The organism is Citrobacter sp. Marseille-Q5395 (assembly GCF_947057495.1).
Classification (GTDB): Bacteria; Pseudomonadota; Gammaproteobacteria; order Enterobacterales; family Enterobacteriaceae; genus Citrobacter; species Citrobacter murliniae.
Genome location: NZ_CAMSEL010000017.1, coordinates 120,206 through 139,021, shown reverse-complemented (window position 1 = coordinate 139,021; position 18,816 = coordinate 120,206). Strand labels below are relative to the sequence as shown.

Annotated in this window: 24 protein-coding genes and 1 pseudogene; 4 read left to right on the top strand and 21 right to left on the bottom strand. The window is 46.1% G+C overall.

Features of this window, described 5'->3' with window-relative positions; all coding sequences use genetic code 11:
- From OH663_RS18940 to OH663_RS18920, 5 genes and pseudogenes are all read right to left on the bottom strand, one after another.
- Nucleotides 1–196, bottom strand: a pseudogene (locus tag OH663_RS18940) (phage portal protein); the annotation flags it as partial.
- Between the two features lie 171 nt (nt 197–367).
- The gene (locus OH663_RS18935; protein WP_200013356.1) at nt 368–1,060 is read right to left on the bottom strand and encodes a hypothetical protein; all 693 of its coding nucleotides are present in this window, start codon (nt 1,058–1,060) and stop codon (nt 368–370) included.
- Nucleotides 1,061–1,202: 142 nt separating this feature from the next.
- A complete protein-coding gene (locus OH663_RS18930) occupies nt 1,203–1,688 on the bottom strand; it encodes a DUF1441 family protein (protein ID WP_200013355.1) in 486 nt (161 codons plus the stop codon).
- Nucleotides 1,689–1,895: 207 nt separating this feature from the next.
- Entirely contained in the window at nt 1,896–3,716 is a 1,821-nt protein-coding gene (locus OH663_RS18925; RefSeq protein ID WP_200013354.1) for a ClpP-like prohead protease/major capsid protein fusion protein, read from the bottom strand.
- A gap of 12 nt (nt 3,717–3,728) precedes the next feature.
- Nucleotides 3,729–3,932 (bottom strand): hypothetical protein, encoded by a 204-nt coding sequence (locus OH663_RS18920; RefSeq protein WP_096940681.1) that lies wholly within the window; start codon nt 3,930–3,932, stop codon nt 3,729–3,731.
- A 148-nt stretch (nt 3,933–4,080) separates the two neighbouring features.
- On the opposite strand from OH663_RS18920, the gene OH663_RS18915 reads away from it, so the two are divergent.
- A complete protein-coding gene (locus OH663_RS18915; RefSeq protein ID WP_200013353.1) occupies nt 4,081–4,722 on the top strand; it encodes a hypothetical protein in 642 nt (213 codons plus the stop codon).
- 361 nt (nt 4,723–5,083) lie between these two features.
- Here OH663_RS18915 and OH663_RS18910 read toward each other — a convergent pair whose 3' ends face one another.
- The 4 genes from OH663_RS18910 to OH663_RS18895 are packed head-to-tail and all read right to left on the bottom strand — an operon-like array spanning nt 5,084 to nt 7,779.
- On the bottom strand, nt 5,084–6,883 hold the full coding sequence (locus OH663_RS18910; RefSeq protein ID WP_200013352.1) for a DNA primase family protein: 1,800 nt from the start codon (nt 6,881–6,883) through the stop codon (nt 5,084–5,086).
- On the bottom strand, nt 6,880–7,248 hold the full coding sequence (locus OH663_RS18905; RefSeq protein ID WP_200013351.1) for a hypothetical protein: 369 nt from the start codon (nt 7,246–7,248) through the stop codon (nt 6,880–6,882). Before OH663_RS18905 ends, OH663_RS18910 begins: the two co-directional genes overlap by 4 nt.
- Nucleotides 7,245–7,499: a hypothetical protein gene (locus OH663_RS18900; RefSeq protein ID WP_200013350.1), complete on the bottom strand. Its 255-nt coding sequence runs from the start codon at nt 7,497–7,499 to the stop codon at nt 7,245–7,247. Before OH663_RS18900 ends, OH663_RS18905 begins: the two co-directional genes overlap by 4 nt.
- Entirely contained in the window at nt 7,492–7,779 is a 288-nt protein-coding gene (locus tag OH663_RS18895) for a host cell division inhibitor Icd-like protein (RefSeq protein ID WP_200013349.1), read from the bottom strand. The genes OH663_RS18900 and OH663_RS18895 overlap by 8 nt, the downstream gene beginning before the upstream one ends.
- Nucleotides 7,780–7,915: 136 nt before the next feature.
- On the opposite strand from OH663_RS18895, the gene OH663_RS18890 reads away from it, so the two are divergent.
- Both OH663_RS18890 and OH663_RS18885 read left to right on the top strand, forming a co-directional pair.
- Nucleotides 7,916–8,110, top strand: coding sequence for a toxin-antitoxin system HicB family antitoxin (locus OH663_RS18890; protein ID WP_200013348.1), 195 nt, complete (start codon nt 7,916–7,918; stop codon nt 8,108–8,110).
- Between the two features lie 43 nt (nt 8,111–8,153).
- Nucleotides 8,154–8,858 (top strand): putative phage abortive infection protein, encoded by a 705-nt coding sequence (locus OH663_RS18885; RefSeq protein WP_200013347.1) that lies wholly within the window; start codon nt 8,154–8,156, stop codon nt 8,856–8,858.
- 37 nt (nt 8,859–8,895) lie between these two features.
- Here the strand turns inward: OH663_RS18885 and OH663_RS18880 are convergent, their stop codons facing one another.
- The 12 genes from OH663_RS18880 to OH663_RS18825 form a co-directional block, all read right to left on the bottom strand.
- Nucleotides 8,896–9,129 (bottom strand): helix-turn-helix transcriptional regulator, encoded by a 234-nt coding sequence (locus tag OH663_RS18880; RefSeq protein ID WP_200013346.1) that lies wholly within the window; start codon nt 9,127–9,129, stop codon nt 8,896–8,898.
- A gap of 1 nt (nt 9,130) precedes the next feature.
- Nucleotides 9,131–10,366, bottom strand: a complete 1,236-nt coding sequence (locus tag OH663_RS18875) for a tyrosine-type recombinase/integrase (protein ID WP_200013345.1) — start codon at nt 10,364–10,366, stop codon at nt 9,131–9,133.
- Nucleotides 10,367–10,470: 104 nt separating this feature from the next.
- A complete protein-coding gene (locus OH663_RS18870) occupies nt 10,471–11,307 on the bottom strand; it encodes a phage portal protein (RefSeq protein WP_200013344.1) in 837 nt (278 codons plus the stop codon).
- Between the two features lie 8 nt (nt 11,308–11,315).
- Nucleotides 11,316–11,531 (bottom strand): hypothetical protein, encoded by a 216-nt coding sequence (locus tag OH663_RS18865; protein WP_044711201.1) that lies wholly within the window; start codon nt 11,529–11,531, stop codon nt 11,316–11,318.
- Nucleotides 11,528–13,645: a phage terminase large subunit family protein gene (locus tag OH663_RS18860; RefSeq protein WP_200013343.1), complete on the bottom strand. Its 2,118-nt coding sequence runs from the start codon at nt 13,643–13,645 to the stop codon at nt 11,528–11,530. Before OH663_RS18860 ends, OH663_RS18865 begins: the two co-directional genes overlap by 4 nt.
- Nucleotides 13,646–13,648: 3 nt before the next feature.
- On the bottom strand, nt 13,649–14,155 hold the full coding sequence (locus OH663_RS18855; protein ID WP_016150425.1) for a DUF1441 family protein: 507 nt from the start codon (nt 14,153–14,155) through the stop codon (nt 13,649–13,651).
- 287 nt (nt 14,156–14,442) lie between these two features.
- The gene (locus OH663_RS18850) at nt 14,443–15,066 is read right to left on the bottom strand and encodes a hypothetical protein (protein WP_112922352.1); all 624 of its coding nucleotides are present in this window, start codon (nt 15,064–15,066) and stop codon (nt 14,443–14,445) included.
- A 4-nt stretch (nt 15,067–15,070) separates the two neighbouring features.
- On the bottom strand, nt 15,071–16,006 hold the full coding sequence (locus OH663_RS18845) for a DUF4747 family protein (protein ID WP_200013342.1): 936 nt from the start codon (nt 16,004–16,006) through the stop codon (nt 15,071–15,073).
- 227 nt (nt 16,007–16,233) lie between these two features.
- Nucleotides 16,234–16,509 (bottom strand): hypothetical protein, encoded by a 276-nt coding sequence (locus OH663_RS18840; protein WP_200013341.1) that lies wholly within the window; start codon nt 16,507–16,509, stop codon nt 16,234–16,236.
- 7 nt (nt 16,510–16,516) lie between these two features.
- Nucleotides 16,517–17,131, bottom strand: a complete 615-nt coding sequence (locus OH663_RS18835; protein ID WP_200013340.1) for a glycoside hydrolase family 19 protein — start codon at nt 17,129–17,131, stop codon at nt 16,517–16,519.
- Nucleotides 17,131–17,412 (bottom strand): phage holin family protein, encoded by a 282-nt coding sequence (locus tag OH663_RS18830; protein ID WP_000250463.1) that lies wholly within the window; start codon nt 17,410–17,412, stop codon nt 17,131–17,133. Before OH663_RS18830 ends, OH663_RS18835 begins: the two co-directional genes overlap by 1 nt.
- A complete protein-coding gene (locus OH663_RS18825; RefSeq protein WP_200042089.1) occupies nt 17,399–17,785 on the bottom strand; it encodes a phage holin family protein in 387 nt (128 codons plus the stop codon). Before OH663_RS18825 ends, OH663_RS18830 begins: the two co-directional genes overlap by 14 nt.
- Before the next feature lie 255 nt (nt 17,786–18,040).
- On the opposite strand from OH663_RS18825, the gene OH663_RS18820 reads away from it, so the two are divergent.
- Complete coding sequence (locus OH663_RS18820) at nt 18,041–18,814, top strand: hypothetical protein (protein WP_233617152.1); 774 nt, start codon at nt 18,041–18,043, stop codon at nt 18,812–18,814.
- Nucleotides 18,815–18,816: the final 2 nt, after the last annotated feature.

The following is an 18,816-nucleotide window of genomic DNA, read 5'->3' as shown; positions in this document are numbered from 1 at the left end:
ACAGATGAACATTCGGGCGATTCGACTCCACCATGCCCAGATCCTCGCCTGGCTTTAGCTCGTCATAAATCATCCCCGGCGCAATATCGTAATGGCGCTGTCCACCCGGTGTTGAAAACTCGGTTTCAGTATCAAGGGACTGAGCATCCCCACGTTTGATATAGAAACCCAGCGCCGCCGCAATACGTGCCGCCACGCGCTCACTCTCTTCATAATCCTTAATGAAACGAATTGAAATAACTGACTGATTTTTAGCTATGTTTCATAGCCAGAATCTATAGGGGAAGGGAATTGCAATACACATTGCAATACACAGAGAAAGTAAATAAAAAAGGCCGCAAATGCGGCCTAAAGGATATCAACTGCATCACAACCCTAAACTTTTTTTGACTAACTCACCAACAATAGGCCACATAACAGGTTGTACCGATTCCCAAGCTTGACCGCAGACCTTTGCCAGTAATGATTTGGCCTGTTTTCCATCTCCTTCGTTTGCAGCAGCTACTGCGGCAGTAATGTCGGCTCGTTGCTCGTCAGCAACTACTTGTCCCTGTGATTCAAGAATCGCAATTAGCTTCGCAACAATTTCAGAATCAGCACCAGTAGTGGATACAGCCATTGACTGGCTAATTCCATCTCCCGTAGCTAATTGAAGATTACTAAACTGTCCACCTGAAATGTTAACGTTGTTGATAACTCGTTTCACGGGCTGCATCGGCTTGTTAGGTGATTTTCTAGCCTCTTTATAGCCAGCTTCAGTTAGATATGCATACTCGCGTTTGCTATACGCAGACATAATAAAAATTTGGCTATCAGGTTTGTTTTCGTAAAACGTCATTGGTCCGGTTTTAACCAACTTTTTATCTTCAAGTTCGCCAAATGATACTTCAAAATCAACTTTAGTAATTTCGTCGTTATCACATACAGCCGTTGCCAAGACATCGATCTTAGGCCCTTCGTACCCCTTCTTAAGTTCCTTGGCACTCAACCCCCTATCCATAAAATCTGTAAGGAGAGTTGCTAATATTTGCTTTGCTGCGTCATCTAATTGTCCGGCCATTATTTTTACCTATGTTTATTATGTAGTTAGTCACATATAGGCGAATTTATAGTATTCAACTATTGCTAATCAATTAAATTTATATTTTCTATATTCTGAGATCAAAATCACTTATTCCAGAAGTGTCTACGATACTTACTGTCTAAACTCTGTTAACTAACGGCCAACCTTCCCCTGATTCACTTTCCTCAATTTTCCTCGCCATTTCATCCCGTAGATCGTCAATAATGGTCTGGACACGTGTAACGGCTGTTGGTGTAAGAGCACAGTCACGTTCCAGAATATCTGGCAGGGTTTCCAGCATCATTACTACCGCTTTAGCCAGTGATGCATATTCGCGGGCCACTTCCTCTACAGGAATCAATTTCCGTGAGGCTGCTTCAAATTTCAGCCTTTCATTTTCTGACTGATACCAGGCTTTTCGGTCCTGCGGCGACATCTCACCATTTTCTTTCATTGATGGCGTCAGTAATCCCTGAAGCGCTGGCCCCAGTTCGTACAACTTGAGATTTTCACCATTACCGCCAGCCAGCTCCATATCACGCAGACGCCGCGCTACAAGGTTTCGGTTCATGCCCACAAGCTCCGCCAGTTGCGTAACATTTACCTGCGTTTTACTCAGTTTCATCCTTACCTCTGCTGCACGGTCACTTTTGCAGCAAAAGCAACCTGAATCATTATTTTTCAGTTAGTTAACCAGTCGCTGCTGCACGCATTAAATGCGAAAAATCAGCCGTTTTCCGCGTGTCGCCGCCCCCTCGGTGTACATAATCGCCAGGAGGACCCGTAAAAAAGGCGGCCCGAAGACCGCCAAAAGGATTACCACCAGAATTCATTAAGCCCCTTCCGACTTCACCAGGCCGCGCCAGTCAAGTGGGGCAACTCCCGCATCGATACGTACCTTGAACGTTACACCATCAACGGTGAAGCCCTGCTGTTGCTCCAGGTATGGCGTTTCAATACCGTCCAGATAAGCCACCTCGATGGTGTCTTCTCCCTGTCCCGCCAGCATGTACCAGGCCTTAAGACTTTCAGCATCCAGCCGCGGCTCAGTAATTACCGTCAGCGCATCGTTATACGGGTTGAATACCCCGCTGTTCTGCGCTTCAGGTAACGAGGTGGAACGAATCAGTTGATTGGCCTTATCCTCCAGTTCAACCGGGACCAGCAGGAAGCGTGGCGGGATATTAAGAACAGCACCAGCGCCGTTCTTCTGCATACGCATAGCTTTTCGCCCGGCACTCAGCCCCGGGATATCCAGTGCAATCTTCATCAGGTTGTTATGTGCTGCATCGAAAATCGTTTTGCCATCACCCATTTTGGGATTGCCCAGCAACACGGCATAGACCAGATCCCCGACCGTACGGCTTGCGGCCGCGCCCATTTTTTGAGGAATGCTGGTTAAAGCGCTCATATCATCGTTAATGATGGCCTGGCGATCGATGCTGAACAGTTCGCCGTAAGTCGCGAGAGCAATTGGCTCGCTACGATCTGAGGTCGTGGCATATTTATATTCAGCCCCCGGGCGAACCTCTCGCAGCGACTTGAAGCCGTCAAGACCAGCACGATGGGATACTTTGAAATCAGGAAGCGTCCCTTTTTTCGTCCACTGCTGGAATGTTTCAGGCGAGTTATCCCAGCCTTTCAACAGAGATTTATTCGCAACGTCCGCCAGGATGCCACCAAAATCACTGCTGCTGTGTGTAAACGCCATTCCGACCATACCCAGCGGATTCCCCGGAATACCACTTACCCCACGATCAACCAGCGAAGCTCGCGCCAGTTCCCGCAGCGTATAGCCGTTATAGCGGTTATCTTTTTCAGCTGTTTCCAGCCCTGTACGCGCCAGCAATGCCGCCTTAACTGAGTCCCCTACAATGTTCCCGTTTCCTGAGTACACGTTATATGCTCCTGGTCCGGCACACGGTGTCGTTCCCGCAGCCAGATTGGTTAGAATTTTTTGTCTGGCCTGCGCCTCTGTGATGCAGCCACTCACAAACTCAGCCCGGATACCGGCGGCCCACTCATGCCCCGCAAAAGCTGCAAAAAGAACGTCTGCTTTCTGCTCTGTGTTTTCTGGCTGGCTGGTGGTCTTCATCGCTTCACGCAGTTGTTCCGGCGTTCGGGTAAATTTGGCCACTAGCGAATCACAGCCCGGCGCCATCGCGAACATCTGCCCTTCTGCCGGGTAGATTTCATCCACAAAACCTTTTTCTTTTGCCTCCGCTGCCGTTAACCAGGTTTCAGCATCCATCATGGCCTTTACTTCTGACTCGGGAAGACCGGATTTAGCTACATAGGTGGCCAGCATCGTTTTACCGATTTTTTCCAGCACTTCCGCATGACGTTGCATATCCCCGGCCTCACCCGCCATCACTCCCCACGGATTGTGAACCATCCACCAGCCGTTATCGGCCATAGCGACGCGTTTAGCTCCAAGTGCAACGATGGTCGCCATTGATGCGGCAATACCATCAATGCGGGCAACCGTATGGCCTTTGTAACCGCGTAAGGCGTTAAAAATCGCCATTCCGTCAGTAACGTTTCCGCCACCGCTATTGATTGCGACTGTTACCGGGCCTTGTGCCACCTGCAGGGCATCACGGAAGCGTTTCGCCGTCATCCCTTCTATCGGTTCATACAGTGATATTTCCATTGCAGACCAGCCTTAGAGCGCACCGGGCGCGTCGTTTTTTGCAGGAGCCATCCCCAATTTTTCACGCAGCAGGGAACGGGCAAGCCAGCCAATGGTGGGGGCATTACCGGGGATACCTTCACGCTCATAGCGCTGGCGAATTTCTTCACGCAGACGATTGAGCACTAAGGTGGTTTCATCATCGATATATACCGACATTGCTTTCTGTTTGGTCACTTCTGGATCTCCATATGTACTAGATGTACATACAGTATTGATCGATAAAACAGATAAGTAAAATTACTTTTAACCATAAAAACAGATTAATGATTAATTTGAATTTTGGTTACCCTGAATTACAAATTGTGTATGGAGGTTTTTTATTATGTCGCTCGAAGTATTGGGATTACCTGGGCATAGACCTACCCCCGTCTTTCGCAGACTGGAAAAAAAAGTTAAAGATGCAGATGAACGTCTGCTCAAACTTGTAACAAAGTGGGCTTTTTTGAAAGCTGGTCCCAAGTTTGAGATAGCACGATTTGATGGCTCAATTATCACCTATCAAGGGATAGCTTTTGCAGGATCGCCAGTAATGGTTTTTTGGAATGGTTTTATTGAACCTTATATTGAAAACGAAAGCCTTAACATCCTTGAAGAAGCCGGAACGTTAGCCACTGAATGTGACTTGCCACCAGATACAGTAATTGAAGAAGCAAGATGTCTGCTGCATGTTCTTGTGCGTCGTGTGTTTTCGAAAATGGCAGATGTAGATCGAACCCTAAGAGGGGATGGTATACATTTCCCTGAACCAAAAGACGTAACATCGCATATTGCAGCTATGTCTGCATATATCGATTCAGAAGCACAAATTGTTACTCTCAAAGCATCCAGAAAACGTGATGATTCTATTCATAACATTAGCCTTTCTAATTGTAACAATGCCCAAATTCAGCTTGGAAACAACAACAGTCAGGTTATAAAAACTATCAGTGCAGAAGCTAGTAGAGGAAGTTGCAAGAAGCAATGATGCTGAGACTAAATCCCGTCTCCAAAAATTGTTAGAAAATAGTACCGTCGCTTCCATACTTGGAGCAGGGGCTTCAGCATTGTTCAATATGCTATAAAAATTAAAAATACAGTTTAAAGTGTTCACCTGTTCACCATCACGGATTTTTTAATTAAATTCATGTAGTTATGTGGTGAATACTCTTCTTTCAGGTATTCACTAGTGTTCACCCTACCCTTCACCATTTAGAACAAAAAACAGTCAAAAGGTGAACAGGTGAATACCTGGTGAATACTTAATAAATAAGTGTTCACCCCTTAACCATCTGTTATAGATAAACTTTTTAACAGGGTGAATACTGGTGAACACTTTATCCGTTACTTTACTCTATCTCACCACTGTCAGAAACACTGTTACATGATGGCATCCAGTCGTCTGAATCATCGTGCAGAGTTAAGTTGGAACGTATCCCATGCTTTGTTTTCCGCTTCTGGTACTCCTTACCATATTCAGCCATTGCGCCAGGCATATCGGTTCCGAACCGCATCAACGAAACGGGCCTGTTGAGGCCATTGGCTCGCATGTATGCGAGGTAGGCGTGATACAGATATTTTCGTGGGCTGAATGGCACTATCTCGGCATTGCCGATAAACATCCCGTCACACACTACCGACGCCATCAGGTAACCGCAGAAGTCCACCAGCGAATCCCCCTCACGTTTGATCGCCAGAGCCTCCTCTGATTTCTGCTGTTCATACAATAACCGCCTGGCTTCGTCCTGGTCTGCAAAACGTGTAAGCAGATGGCGGATAACTACAGCCAGTTCCCCTTCTATTTTTTCTGCCAGCATCGAGTCTCGCTCGTTTTCCGGTACAACCTCCGAAAAGTTGAATATCACCCGTCGCCGCGAGATCCCCCCGCTGCGGTCGCTGAATGTCATAGCATTGTTGTTGACCGTCAGCACCACTGCCGGAATACGGGTTGAATATGGCGCTTTATGTTTCGGATCGATAGACACCTTGTCACCACCCGTTATGGCCTTAATACCTGCACCATCACCAGCGTACCGGGTCATATCAGGCATAATGATTAGCGAGTAGCCAACCACCAGCGCCCTGTCCCTTGCATCCTCCAGCGCCTTCATGCTGGCAGAGACCGTATTAGCCTTACCCGCCAGCATGGTGCAGACTTCTGCCATCACACTTTTACCGCTGCCACCAGGCCCCGTTACCTCCAGGAATAATTGCCAGTCGTACCTGTTCGCCAGCACCATAAACAACGCTGCCAGCACACGATCTGTTTTACGGTCATTACTGGCCACGGAGCGGCGGAGCCACTTCCAGAAGTTCGGCGCATGGCTGGCCAGCGTTTCTCCTTCTGCTGGTGGGCTGAACGGTAGTTCACTGGCGATCAGCAACCAGTCTGTTTTGCTGTGCTGTCTGAATTGTCCTGTTCGGGTATCAAATACCCCATTACTAAAGCCAATCAGATTTCGCTCTGTCACGCCCATAACCGGAAGGCTCAGTTTCATGGTTTCTACCGCCGATTTGACGGCGTTCTGCGAATAGGCCACCTCAGCATCAATGTAAATCTGCGCCATTTCGCGCTGCAGCTCTTTGTCCGGAAGCGGATTCCACACCACGCCGTTATAGTGGTGCACCGTGTCAGAGTCGGCGTGAATTGCCAGGTCGCAGTCATAATGCGCCAGTAAGACTTCACCGCGCTGGCTGGCCCCCATCTGGTTCAATGCCGGTGCTACTCCGATATGGGCTGGTTCGCGTTTCGTAACCGGAAGATCGACAACGACACTATCCGTTCGGATCCTCTCCAGATAATCATGCCAGTCCTCTGGCTGGCGATCCGGAATGCCCTTATACAATTTGGCATCCTGCACTCCTGCCCGCGCTAGCTTCTCACCAATGGCGTTAATCAGTATCGGCTCGATATCTCCGGCAATATATACACGGGCGCTACGGCGACCTTTATCAACAATTTGCAGGTTATCCAGTTCCGCCAGTTGCTTTGGTCCCAGATAGATAGGAGGCGTTGTATCTTCGGCAATTTGCTTACCCAGCCCCTCTTCCCATCCCTTTGCATGAGCGTAAGCATCAGTCCCGGCAAAAATGACTGCCTCTGTAAATTTTTCCTTTGGCAGAAATTTTAAGTTCGGTGCACGTTTCATTTCGGGACCCCTCCGCTCATCTGAAATTTACCTATCAGCGGGTGATACCAGTACGCCGATCCGTATTTACGTTTTGCACTACGCAGCACCAGCCGCGCAGCCTCCCTGAATTTTTCGTCAGGAGCCACGAACCCGCCTGATTTTAACCGTACCAGCATTACCCCCGTATTTTTCGCCAGTTCTTCGGCCTTCTTAGTGGAAATGCCTAACTGCGCCGCCAGCGTAGTTACCGGGGTCATACCGGGCGGAATCACCCCTCCCTGGCTATCGGTAAGTGATTTGACCTGCGCCTCAAGGTGCAATACCTTCTCCACCAGCACATCAACTCGGTTTGTCAGTTCGCTAAATTTGACGTTGCTGATCATGGCTGCGCCTCCGAACAATTTTCAAAACGCTCACGTTCTGCCTTCAGGAAGCAATCCAAGTTACTGGCCAAAGATTCAAACAACTGGCCAAGAGCAGAAATCTCATCGTCTTCCATCACATTGGGATAACAGGTGAGCATGGTCGCTACAATTTTTACTTGTGCAGCGCTTAACGAGGCAATTCGCAACTCTTCTTCGTGATTTTCAAGATTTTTAAGATCGCCGATATACCGTAATTTTGAATCAGACATATCGCGCCTCCAGTGGAAAACTGATTTCACTCCCCATGATTGACCAGATAGTTGCGCTATCTGAATCGCTCCAAGTGGACCATGTGAATGAGAAAGGACTTTCTGTTCTAATTTTTGCGGCAAAGGTTAGATGCCATTCAGGAAAGGTAGCTCGAGCGGCCTCTTCTGAATCAGCATCACAACGTAAAACTACAGGGGAACATTCGGGGTGTATCTCAGGGGTAGCTAAGAACAACCATGTAAATTTAGGGTGAGTTTGGGTATGCTGTGTTCCAGCCATAACTGTTACCTCTTCTAACGGTTTTTGGTTAGACGCCCCAAATGTGTTGCGAGCACTTTGGGGCGTTGTCTGTAGACTAAACACTATGTTAGTGTATGTACCTATAGAGTCTTCATGCTATTGAATAGGTACACACATGTCAACAGTAATCCATAGAGATAAACAACCTAAAGGAGCCGGAAAAGCTCCAGCTTTTCAAATCCGCATCAATCCAGAACTGAAAGAGCAAATGGCTGAAGTTGCTGCGCATGAAGGGATGAGTTTGGGTAATTGGATTAAAGATTTGGTTCGTTCTGAACTTCGCCGTAAAGGAATTGAACCTAAAGGTTAAAACATTAATATGTTATTAATGCATTTGAAATAGGAGTGTTAAATTGGCTAGTGACATTAGTGATCCATCAAACATAATAAATTTCTTTGTGGCATTTGGTACCTGTGCAGCCGTTATCGTTGCATTGATAGCAAAAAAGCAATCATCATTAGAATCAACGTTTTCGTTATTACTTCAACAGCATAATCAATCATTACAATCTTTAAAATCTTCCAATGAATACAAAGAAAACATAAATAAAATAATTGATGCACATTCAGTTTTAATTGAAGCAAACTCGCTCCCTGATGATGTAAAATTCATTGACAAACAGAATGAAGTCATGCATGAAATGGATGACTTCTATGGTAGCTACTTTAGAATACTGTATCATCTCTTAAAATTCATTGACAGTAACGCTGGCTATCATCCATTTGATTATAAAAATAAAAAAAAGTATACAAGTCTTGTACGTGCCCATATGGATAGTGAAATTACATATCTATTAGCTATTAATTGCGCGCACGCAATAAAAGGCGATCAGTATTATCCTTATAAAGTATTAATTGAACAATACTCATTACTAGAACACTTAATATTTGACAAAAGTTTTTTGAAGAAATACCACCATCCTGCTTTGCGAGAACATTCACAAAGAGATATAGGATTGATTTTTTGCGAAAATAAACACACACCTTTAGGTGAAATTGCTATCAGATACAATGATAATGCTTTTGGTCGTAACCCTGACCGTGTTAAATTTCTATGATAAAAAAGGGAGGGAACTCCCTTTTTGACCTGATGAGTTATCGGTGAGTATTCCATTCTCCGCGCACCCATGCCTGCACTTCAGACAACAAGTATCCCGTAGCGTTACGCCCTAACTTGCGACGCTTGGGAAACTTGCCTTCCTTTTCAAGTCGCCATCGAGTCGTATTTGATAACGTAGTCAACTTGCGGCACACTGGGTCACGGATGATTTGGTCTACATCAGGCATAAATTCAAAATCACTTTCTTCAACAATTGCAATTGGTTTCATATTAAGCCACCTCTCTTTTTAATACTTTCACTTTAGAGTTTTGATTAATCAATCCATCCAAGTAAGCAAACCATAGTTCTAAAGCCTCAGATTTTTTATGCATATATTGACTACGATTATAAATTCCAGCCACCCCTTTTATTGTATGTCCAAGCAAACTTTCTACGGCAAAAAAGTCACAGCCAAAATCATTTAAGTATGTAGAAATCGTTCTTCTGAAATCATGTAGAGTCCATGATGATTTATGCCCTAACCTCTTCCAGATCTTACCTACATCCGTACTTATTTGTTTCTGGTCACGATATGAACCTAGCATGTAATTGCGATATTTAGTTTCAGCATGAAGATTAACCAGCCACTGTTTTATGCCTTGAGGAATAGGTCTGATAATTTCTTTTTTATTCTTGCTATGTTCAGCAGGAACTGTCCATACCCAATTTTCAAAATCCCACTCACTCCAGGTTGATAACCTTACCTCACTCAATCGGCAACCGAATATCAGACATATTGTCATAACGCGTCGATTATAAAGAGAAGCAAGCGCCCATAGCTTTTCTTTAAAGATATGGTTACATACATCTCTTAACTCATCCTCTGAGAGAAATCTCTCTTTACGTTTTGCAAACTCACCAACATCGGTCATACGCAAATCATTAAGCACATTTGACACTGCAAATTGTCTTATCCGGCAAAATTTTAGTGCCTGTCTGACATCCGCAAAAACATATGCAGCCATAACTGGTGCGTTCTTTTTGATCCTGTCAAAACACGCCATCCAGTCAGATAAGCCGCATTGCTCCAGAGGAAAATCACCAATGTGCGGGTAAATATGTAATCTGAACCTGTAGATCGCATCCTGATGCTTCACGCGCTTAACTGAAGCGTAGTTTTCATACCAGTAGTCTAGTGTTTCCTGAACCGTTACTGGCTTCAGTGTTTTTTCTGCACAAAGTTTTAACTGAATTCGAGGATCGCGATTTTCAGCTAACCATGCCCGGCATTGATCACGCTTTTCTCTGGCCTGCTTAAGGCTCATATCCGGGTATCTTCCAAGAGTTAGCCAGAGAGGAGAAGAGTCTCTGTCTCCCAGGCGATAAAAGAAAACGAAGCTAATTCCGCCCTTTTTACTGATCCTTGCAGAAAGCCCTTTGCCGTCCGCAATGTGCTTTTGCGCCGGCTGCACCTTCCCCATCAAAGCACGTAACGCTTTGTCGCTAAGTTTGTTCTCTGCCCCCATCGTACCCCTCCATTTGCAATACACATTGCAATACACAGTTACTCGTAACACCCGAAAATCCAGGAATTACCACGAATGCCAATGAAAGGTTATTTCATTTATTATCAATTGTTTGTGGTAAGCCCTGAACAGAAACGGGAGTAATTGAATGTCAGAGGTGCATAATAATCCTTAATATCGGAGAGCCGGGTGATCACGCCATGGATGAGGCTGATCCCCCTTAACTGGTGAAGCCGTTTACGCATAGCCAGGTGCAGCATGCTGTCAGCCGAAACAGTTTTTATATCAGCATTGAGTCCCGCAAAACTGGCAGGATGGTTCTTATAAACTCTGTAGCCCGTCGGTCGACCCCAGGCATTGACAATAATCCCCTGGCGGATCTGCTGCCCGGAGGTACTGTTCAGGTTAAACGGAACAAAATCCGCCTCCAGCAGTTCAAGAGAAAACGGTACCTGGGTTGAATGCTGCAAACCGGCTACATTTCCCCGCACCATCTGTGTAAACACTTCACCATCACGCAGTGCTGAACGTAACAAAAGCCGCTCTGCTTCCGGACGGGTAAACATCCCGGTCACTTCCGGACGAACCGACCATTCCGCCCAGAGCGCGGATAACTGACCAGCAAACTCAGAATGAAGATTACCCTCAAGATCAAGCGGCTGCGGTTCAACGTGGATCCCGTGAGCACCGATAACCCGATCCTCCATCTTGTCAAAAAGACCAATCACCAGATCATGGTTTTCATCCAGCCAGCGGGCCTGCTCTCGTAATGAAGTACCGGCTGCAAATACAGCGGTGTCCGCTGACCGGGATTCACGTTTCCCCTTATGCAGACGAGTCGGATTTGCTGCCTCATAGGCTCTGAGTCTGAGTCGGTTTTGTGCGCGTGATGCCGCCCACCCGGGCGATATTGCGCCCAGTGCCTTTTCAAAAAATCCCATGATTTGCCTTACAGAAAGTTAGCGAGTTTGAACGAGCCGTTGCGGTTTGAGACAGCGCGCCAGCGCCTTTCCCAGTATTCAAGCTCGTCACGCAGGGCTTTGGGGTCATGGTTGGTAATTGCCCGGCCATTAACCCCCGTGAATGACACGCTTTTCCCGTCCAGGGAATCACGATATGCCTGGCGTACTGTTACCAGCATCTGCTGAATTTCTGATTTCGTCACAGCCAGCCTCCGTTATCACTGACACCCAGCCAGCCACCAGAAAGCGGGCTGGACGGTTCAGTTACAGAAACAGAAGACGAACGTACAGGTACCGCTTTTTTCACAGCAATCTCCCTGGGGCGCTCCCCGTCAATGATGTTTGAATTACTCTCCTGAGCGGCAGCCCATGCCGGGGGCTGTTCCCAGTCCCGGATTTTTTCATAACCACGCAGGACAGCGACGGCGTGGGCATAACAGAAAAGGTCAAAGGCTTCGTTATTGCCTTTTCCGGGCTTGCGCCATTTTCCGTCCGTGCCACGTTCTTCGTAGGTCAGTTCTTCGTAGAACCACTCCCCCAGCCAGTCAGGAAAATGGATATACCCGGCACCGGGGGTTTCACGTTCAAGGTTGTTACTGAGCTGATCTTTCAGCAGGTCTGTCTGCAACAGATATACCGGAACCTCACCACGCGCATCCGCCCGGCGATCGCTTCGGCCTGTGTTGTCAGGGTGGGTTTTGGTAATGATTTTCTGGCGTCTTGTGCTGTCACCTTTTATCAGGTAAACCCGTTTACCCAGTCCGTCACGACGACACTGGCGCCAGAATTTATAGGCGTTATCCGTTACCCCGTCTTCCCCGCCGCTGTCGACAGCCATTGCAAGAATGGGCATCCGTCGCGAAGGGTCTGACTGCAGCGCATAGGTTTTTTCGAGAACATCTGTAATGAGCAGTTGCCAGTCTTCCGGATAGGATCCGGGATGCACCTGCTGCGCCTCACCATTTTCATCACAGCGCAGGGACTGGCGGATGTTATAGCGGTCCACCAGCCAGCGTTCGCCGTTTTCACCGTACCCGATGATCTGGACGACAAAACGGCGCTTCTTCCCGCCCTGCACATCCACCGACGCCAGAAGAAAACGGACTTTCGGCGGCACAAGCCGTTTGCCATAGTCTTCTGCCCGCAGCATCAGCACGTCAGCACGTCGCTGCTCACTGGCTGCACGGGGAAGATAAGGCAGCCCCCAGTCAGTATTAATTACCGTCTTGAGCGTTTCTTCGCTGCCGGTGGCCTCATAGTCCTGTTCCGCCGTCAGTAATTTGTAAACCAGTTGCGCCCATGTCTGGTATGCCGCCGCAGGTCCTTCCATCCAGAACGAGGCAATACGCGAGCGTCGTGCTTCTCCGCTAATGTTGCCTTCACGGTCGATAGTCTGTCCCTCTCGTAACCAGACACCCTTTCCGTTCAGTTCCCGCTTCCTGTCGGCGGTGATCATGCCGCTACAATGCGGACAATCAATATGCGCCGCTTCACTGGCTTTTACCGGGTCAGACGTTTCCCGGTAGCCTGTCATCGCCTCCATGGCCGGTTGAAAGTATTCCCCGCAATGTGGACATGGCCAGTACCAGCGACGACGATCACCGCGGTTATATAAAGAAAGGATCCCGGTCGTGGGAGGGGCTTCGTGAGGTGACTTTCTCCGCCACTTCGTATTGGTGATTTCCCTGCCCGGTGAACTCTCCACCAGCGTCATCCCCGCCGACATAAAGGTGGTGGTACGTTTTGAAGCAAGCGAAAATCCGTCCCCTTCCCCGTCGATATCTTCCGGGAAGCGATCGTAATCCGTCAGAGCCACACACTTAAAATCTGAGGACGACATGATGTTGATAGACGGCCAGCCTATCTTCAGGTAGTTCCCGGCAAGGAAAGTCCGGTCATGCACGTTGTTATCGTTGCGTGAGGGACTCAGCCGGCATGCCACCTCCGGGCTGACACGAAATGTTCGGGCCAGACGTTTTTTGGAGTGTTCCCGCGCTTTCTCTTCCGTCATCTGAATGATGAGCATGTCAGACGGATCGCAGACAACGTTGTACACCACCCAGCCATCAATCAGACCAATGGTTTTACCCGTTCGGGCAGGGCCAACAAAAATGACAGCATCATATTCACGTGATGCCAGGCAGTTCATCGGCTCCACAACATAAGGTGCAAGATTAGGATCCCACTCAACGGAGTTACCCACGCCGACCGGAACACGCATATATTTATGTACGGCTTCGGCTACAGGCATTCGGCGCGGTGCTCTGATGATCCCGGCAGTGTTTTTTCTTAGCTCCGCCGCCGTGGCCTGTCGCATGGCTTACTCCTCTTCTGGCGAACTGTCCTCCTGTTCCGGCGTATCTGCCTGCTCAACCTTCAGGGCTATCTGATCCCGCAGGTCATCGATGACTTTTTGAACCCGAACGACAGCTGCAGGCGTCATCGCACAATCACGTTCAAGAATATCCGGCAGCGTTTCCAGCACCTGAACGACGGCTTTTGCCATCGATGAAAATTCTCGGGTAACTGTCGATGCCGGGATTAACTCACCTGTTTCCTGCTGGAATTTAAGCCTCTCGCGTTCGGACTGAAACCACGCCTTACGATCCGGCGGTAACATCTTATCGATATCCACCAGCTCGGGGGCCGTGGTTCGGCCCAGCAGTTCCCGGAGAATATCCACGACAGAGTAAAGCTTGAGACGAGAATTACTTCCTGGAGCGGGCTCAACATTATTCAGCCTGCTTGCGATCGTCTGACGATGAAGATCGGTCACCGCTGCCAGTTGATTGATGTTGAGGCGAAGGTTTTTCAGTTCGTTATCCATGATGATGAACAATATTTAACCATTTCGACATCGTGAATAATCTCACGACTGAAATATCAACAAGTTAAGGGAATGATGATGATGCCGATAAAATGCAAAAAACCAGCCGTTTTCCGCGTGTCCTCGCCCCCTCGGTGTTCAGTATTGCTAGGAGGACCCACGAAAATGATAGTAATTATCAATTGATAAGGTATAAAAAAGGCCGCTAAATGCGGCCTCTTATCATTGATTCTGTAAATATATTTTCTTGAATTCTTCTTTATCTCAATTACAAATTGCATATGTAATTACGTCTTTTTGGATGCCTGAGCCGCCAATAGAGCATAGGCTGTCATAAAAACCAGACTAATTAAATCAAATGTCATCAACATCCCATACAATAAAAGAAAAACACTTAAAACTTGGGTGAATAAATTTATTTGAAAAATCTTAAGTAAAAACTCCCCCATCAAAACCATAGCGTAAATCATTAATGGATATGCCATATCAACAACCATTAAAGACGCACCAAAGGTTCTATTCCTTCCATTAGTCTTTATAAGGTTGATTTTTTCTATAAATTGATTTGGCAATGCAAAAACGACCACAAATACACCGATCCCAAACCCAAGGATACTAGGAAATATTGATAATGCCACCGATGGTGCGTCAAGGCCAGTTGGGTTGCTTACAGGGTTAAAAAGCCCATCATTAAAGAATACAACAACACCTAAACTAAGGACAAGAGTGAATAACATACCAACAAGTATTCTTCTCCACCAGTCTTCAAAGGCAGCAATTTGTTTTCTTTTTGATAAAACACCAGAGTTGGCATAAAAGTTGGCTACATTAAAAATCGCACCAATAAAAGGAATACACTTAATAACTTTAAGCATATTCTCTTGGTTTAACTCCCACTTACCAACTTTCATTCAATTACCCTTTTCTTATTTTTTTCAAAAGACCACTTCCAGCCCTAGCATTGTTATTGGCTAGATTTATCGAATTTTTTATATCGTAATAGTAATCCAACACAGATTCTCTTTTTTTCATTGACTCACTAACACGGAGCTTTACTGGAAAATCAGCCATTTTGAATACTTTCTTTTTATTACTTTTATCTTTATATGATATTTCAGTATTACCAAATTTGCACGATAGCCCTGCATAAATTAAAGCATTTGTACTAACATCACTCATTATTGAATCTTTGTCGGCCGATTCTCTATGTTCTAACTTGTCAATGCCTTTGTCTTTCATTTCAGCTTCTACACCTTCTAATAACTCTTCTAAACCGTCCAAAAAGTCATTTGAGTTTGAAAATGTAATCTCCGAACGAAATGAGTAATATCCTTTTGACTCCTTTAATACTGCATCAAGACTAGCAGATGAGGTCAACTCGTCGACAGACATTCTGTAGTTCCTATACAGTTTTCTTCTAGCTTCTTTAAATAACTCATTAAAAACGACAAAAAGTACATTAGCACTAGGCAATGACGGACTATCTTCAATCGCTAGGATATGTATTACTGGATCAAATACAAATCTGTACTCATAAATTTTACTCGATTCACCAAACCCCGCGGCATAAGTTTGGACTCTACTTATGGTTTTTCTAACTACATCGACTTTGTCAAACTTGAGAAACTTACCATAAATCATGTCTTCCCTGACATTGATCTCATATGGAGAAAAGAAAAAATCATTCCTCAGCGGAACCGCAATGCTTCTAAGGTCACCTTGGGATGATAAAACCTCTTGAAGTTTCTCACTAAGGTTTTTGAATAATGCTGTATAGCCAGCGGATCCAATAGCCGGTTGTTTTTTGGTTAAAGGAAGCATCTGAATATTATAATATTTATACGTTGCCATATAAGAAATCCATTGCTGTTGAAATGTAAAAACATATCTTAAGCCATTAGATTTTATATGGTTTAGTGATCTGCTCCCAATTTGTGATTGGGAGCACATTTAATTAGAGATTGCAATTCATTTGTAACTTCTTGTTATGAATGAGTATGTCTCTTTTAGTTTGATAATCCATCACTTTAATATCATGTTCCATCAAGTAAATGTACATTACCCAGTCACAAGCAGTATCAACTACTACTGGGGCGCTTCCATGAGTTACGCAACTCGAAATCAACATCGTTATCAGGAGTATGGTTAACGCTTTGCTGTACATTATTCGCCTCTATTGTTGCTTCCACTCGACGTTCTGCTATTGCTTCAATGGCAGCTGCATGGTCCTCAGTTCGTTGTTTGTCCGCTTTTGTCTCAGCGATGTTGGTACCGCGTGATTTACCCAGACCAAAAGCACCTGCAATTGCGGCCAGCACGGCAACAATCAGCCCAAAAATCATTTCAAGTCCCATAGTGACCTCACACCAGTGCGGCTTTTGCTTTGGAATAACATTCACGACGGTCTTTAATACCGTTCTGTCCACCGTTAATGATCTGCGTGACACGGACAACATCGCCTGAATACATAAGGCAACCGCTTGACGAGAAGAACCAAGCAGCAGAGCGGGTCGCATATTTCTCCTGTGTCAGCAACTCTGGTGTACTGATCAAATCAAGTTTCAGCGCAGCACCACACTTGGTGTAATTCTCACGGCCGGTTATTTGAAGCAGGCCACGTCCGCGATATTTCCAGCCATCACCCGGGCTGTTATTACCCATGCGGTCACCGTAAACCAGATTGGCTATTTGCGGCTGGTGGGCGACTTGCTTCCCATCGACACGCCCCAGCATTTCGCACTGATACGGTGTCAGACGCTTACCAAAAGTTTTCTTCAGCCCTTCAACCGAGTAGTTAAAACTCTCTTCCAGCAAGGAAAAGCCAGCTGATTCATGTCCAACTTGTGCGATGAACATTGCAACATCGTTCACTGCAGTAATTCCAAACTCTTTCATTGCTGCATCAATGTGCGTAAACCAGCGTGCAGAAAGCCCGGCGCTGATACCAGCCGCCTGCTGAAATTGTGATAGGTTCATTATTGCCTCAGATGATCAACCAGGCGTGCCACGTTGCCTCTGACGGCGACCAGCACAGACAGGAAAATAATGTTGGCCCCGATAGTGGCCCACGATGAATAAGGGTAGATACCGCACAGATATGCCAGCGGAACCGCGCTATAGATGACCGTAAGCAGCCACGCCAGGCGGGAAATCCATGGTCGATGTCGCGAATCGCCGCGACGATAAAACATCAGGGTCAGCACTACCCCAGCGCAAAGCAATGCATTTAAAGTTGCCGATGGGTCATTTTGTACCACCTGAACCTCCCCGGCGCGTTATCAGCGCCACCAGTGAGCCAACATCCTGATTATTCAGGAACGTCAGGATTTTGACGGCTAAAGCAGAAACGATTACGGCACCAATGGCATCCAGTGGTTTATCACTGTAGCCGGTAGCCTGAGCCAGCTTTGAACCCACCAGCCCGGAACAAAGGATCCCCGCGATATACGAAACCAGAAAATATGCCAATCGGCGCGCTGCACTTAGATCCGCTGCGGTTGCAATGTAAAATACAGCCCCGGCAAATGCGCCAAACACCACACCATAATCGGTTCCGGACAGAAATCCATAGACGCTGGCCACCGTCAGGACACCACCAGCCAGCCCAGTACCGGAAATCGGATCGGACATTTAGCCCCCTCTTAATTGCTGTGATTCCTCTCAGTAAAGAGTGGAATAGGAATCAGGCTTCCGGGATCTTATGTAAAATTTGAAAGGAAGGGTGATTCCCGGAGCCTGAGTTAGAGAAAAGGCCGCCATCAGGCAGCCTTTAGAAATGAAAATCCCTACTATTTCAGGAAGAGTTTGGATGATTAAGCTGTGTGACTTAGCAACCACTCTTAACACATTACATGATAAAATGCGGACCGCGATAGTGTAATTTTAATGAAACTTATACGAGGCATTAATTTTATGAGGCACAATTTCAGTTCAGATACAGTACGTAAACTTGCAGAAAGGGCTGCGTATATTTGCAGCAACCCAAAATGTAATAGAATTACAGTAGGTCCTGACCAAAACCCCTCTAAGTCAACTAAAACTGGTGTTGCCGCTCATATTGCAGCCGCATCACCAAATGGCCCTAGATACGACATGTCTCAATCTGAGCGTGATAGGAAATCGATTAGTAATGCAATCTGGCTTTGCGCAACATGTTCAGTACTAATAGATAAAAATAATGGTACAGCTTATGAAGCACCAGAATTAAAAAAATGGAAAAAGGATCATGAATCTCTTGTAAAGGAGTGCCTTGAAGGAGCGTTAAAAATATCTTTTAGCACATTGCAGCATGCTTTAAATAATGATGAGAAAGCCAAATGCCAAGAAATTATATATATACTTGAAGATAAAGGCGTTCTTTACATTCCTTTTAATGGTGAAAACTCAATTCACGTTATTGACTCACTGAAAGAACTCCGCACAGTCTTAACGACCTTCAAAGCTAGCATTCCTAGAAACTCTCCATTATTTCTAATATGCGAGTCCATGATTAATGCCTGTCGGCACTATATGAATACAACATCAATAAATGCAACAATACCAGAAATGGAGTACTCCCTCGGTGCGGTAAGAAAAATATTTGGTGTAAATATAAAACAGATGGTAGAAATCTATGGTGTAAGAATAAATAACAATCTGAGTGACTTGCTACCTGAGTGATA

Bases quoted from the DNA above. Each gene is read 5' to 3' on its own strand.
- OH663_RS18935 (WP_200013356.1), bottom strand. From the start codon at position 1,060: ATGGCCGGACAATTAGATGACGCAGCAAAGCAAATATTAGCAACTCTC.
- OH663_RS18930 (WP_200013355.1), bottom strand. From the start codon at position 1,688: ATGAAACTGAGTAAAACGCAGGTAAATGTTACGCAACTGGCGGAGCTT.
- OH663_RS18925 (WP_200013354.1), bottom strand. From the start codon at position 3,716: ATGGAAATATCACTGTATGAACCGATAGAAGGGATGACGGCGAAACGC.
- OH663_RS18915 (WP_200013353.1), top strand. From the start codon at position 4,081: ATGTCGCTCGAAGTATTGGGATTACCTGGGCATAGACCTACCCCCGTC.
- OH663_RS18910 (WP_200013352.1), bottom strand. From the start codon at position 6,883: ATGAAACGTGCACCGAACTTAAAATTTCTGCCAAAGGAAAAATTTACA.
- OH663_RS18905 (WP_200013351.1), bottom strand. From the start codon at position 7,248: ATGATCAGCAACGTCAAATTTAGCGAACTGACAAACCGAGTTGATGTG.
- OH663_RS18900 (WP_200013350.1), bottom strand. From the start codon at position 7,499: ATGTCTGATTCAAAATTACGGTATATCGGCGATCTTAAAAATCTTGAA.
- OH663_RS18895 (WP_200013349.1), bottom strand. From the start codon at position 7,779: ATGGCTGGAACACAGCATACCCAAACTCACCCTAAATTTACATGGTTG.
- OH663_RS18890 (WP_200013348.1), top strand. From the start codon at position 7,916: ATGTCAACAGTAATCCATAGAGATAAACAACCTAAAGGAGCCGGAAAA.
- OH663_RS18880 (WP_200013346.1), bottom strand. From the start codon at position 9,129: ATGAAACCAATTGCAATTGTTGAAGAAAGTGATTTTGAATTTATGCCT.
- OH663_RS18875 (WP_200013345.1), bottom strand. From the start codon at position 10,366: ATGGGGGCAGAGAACAAACTTAGCGACAAAGCGTTACGTGCTTTGATG.
- OH663_RS18870 (WP_200013344.1), bottom strand. From the start codon at position 11,307: ATGGGATTTTTTGAAAAGGCACTGGGCGCAATATCGCCCGGGTGGGCG.
- OH663_RS18860 (WP_200013343.1), bottom strand. From the start codon at position 13,645: ATGCGACAGGCCACGGCGGCGGAGCTAAGAAAAAACACTGCCGGGATC.
- OH663_RS18855 (WP_016150425.1), bottom strand. From the start codon at position 14,155: ATGGATAACGAACTGAAAAACCTTCGCCTCAACATCAATCAACTGGCA.
- OH663_RS18850 (WP_112922352.1), bottom strand. From the start codon at position 15,066: ATGAAAGTTGGTAAGTGGGAGTTAAACCAAGAGAATATGCTTAAAGTT.
- OH663_RS18845 (WP_200013342.1), bottom strand. From the start codon at position 16,006: ATGGCAACGTATAAATATTATAATATTCAGATGCTTCCTTTAACCAAA.
- OH663_RS18840 (WP_200013341.1), bottom strand. From the start codon at position 16,509: ATGGGACTTGAAATGATTTTTGGGCTGATTGTTGCCGTGCTGGCCGCA.
- OH663_RS18835 (WP_200013340.1), bottom strand. From the start codon at position 17,131: ATGAACCTATCACAATTTCAGCAGGCGGCTGGTATCAGCGCCGGGCTT.
- OH663_RS18825 (WP_200042089.1), bottom strand. From the start codon at position 17,785: ATGTCCGATCCGATTTCCGGTACTGGGCTGGCTGGTGGTGTCCTGACG.
- OH663_RS18820 (WP_233617152.1), top strand. From the start codon at position 18,041: ATGAAACTTATACGAGGCATTAATTTTATGAGGCACAATTTCAGTTCA.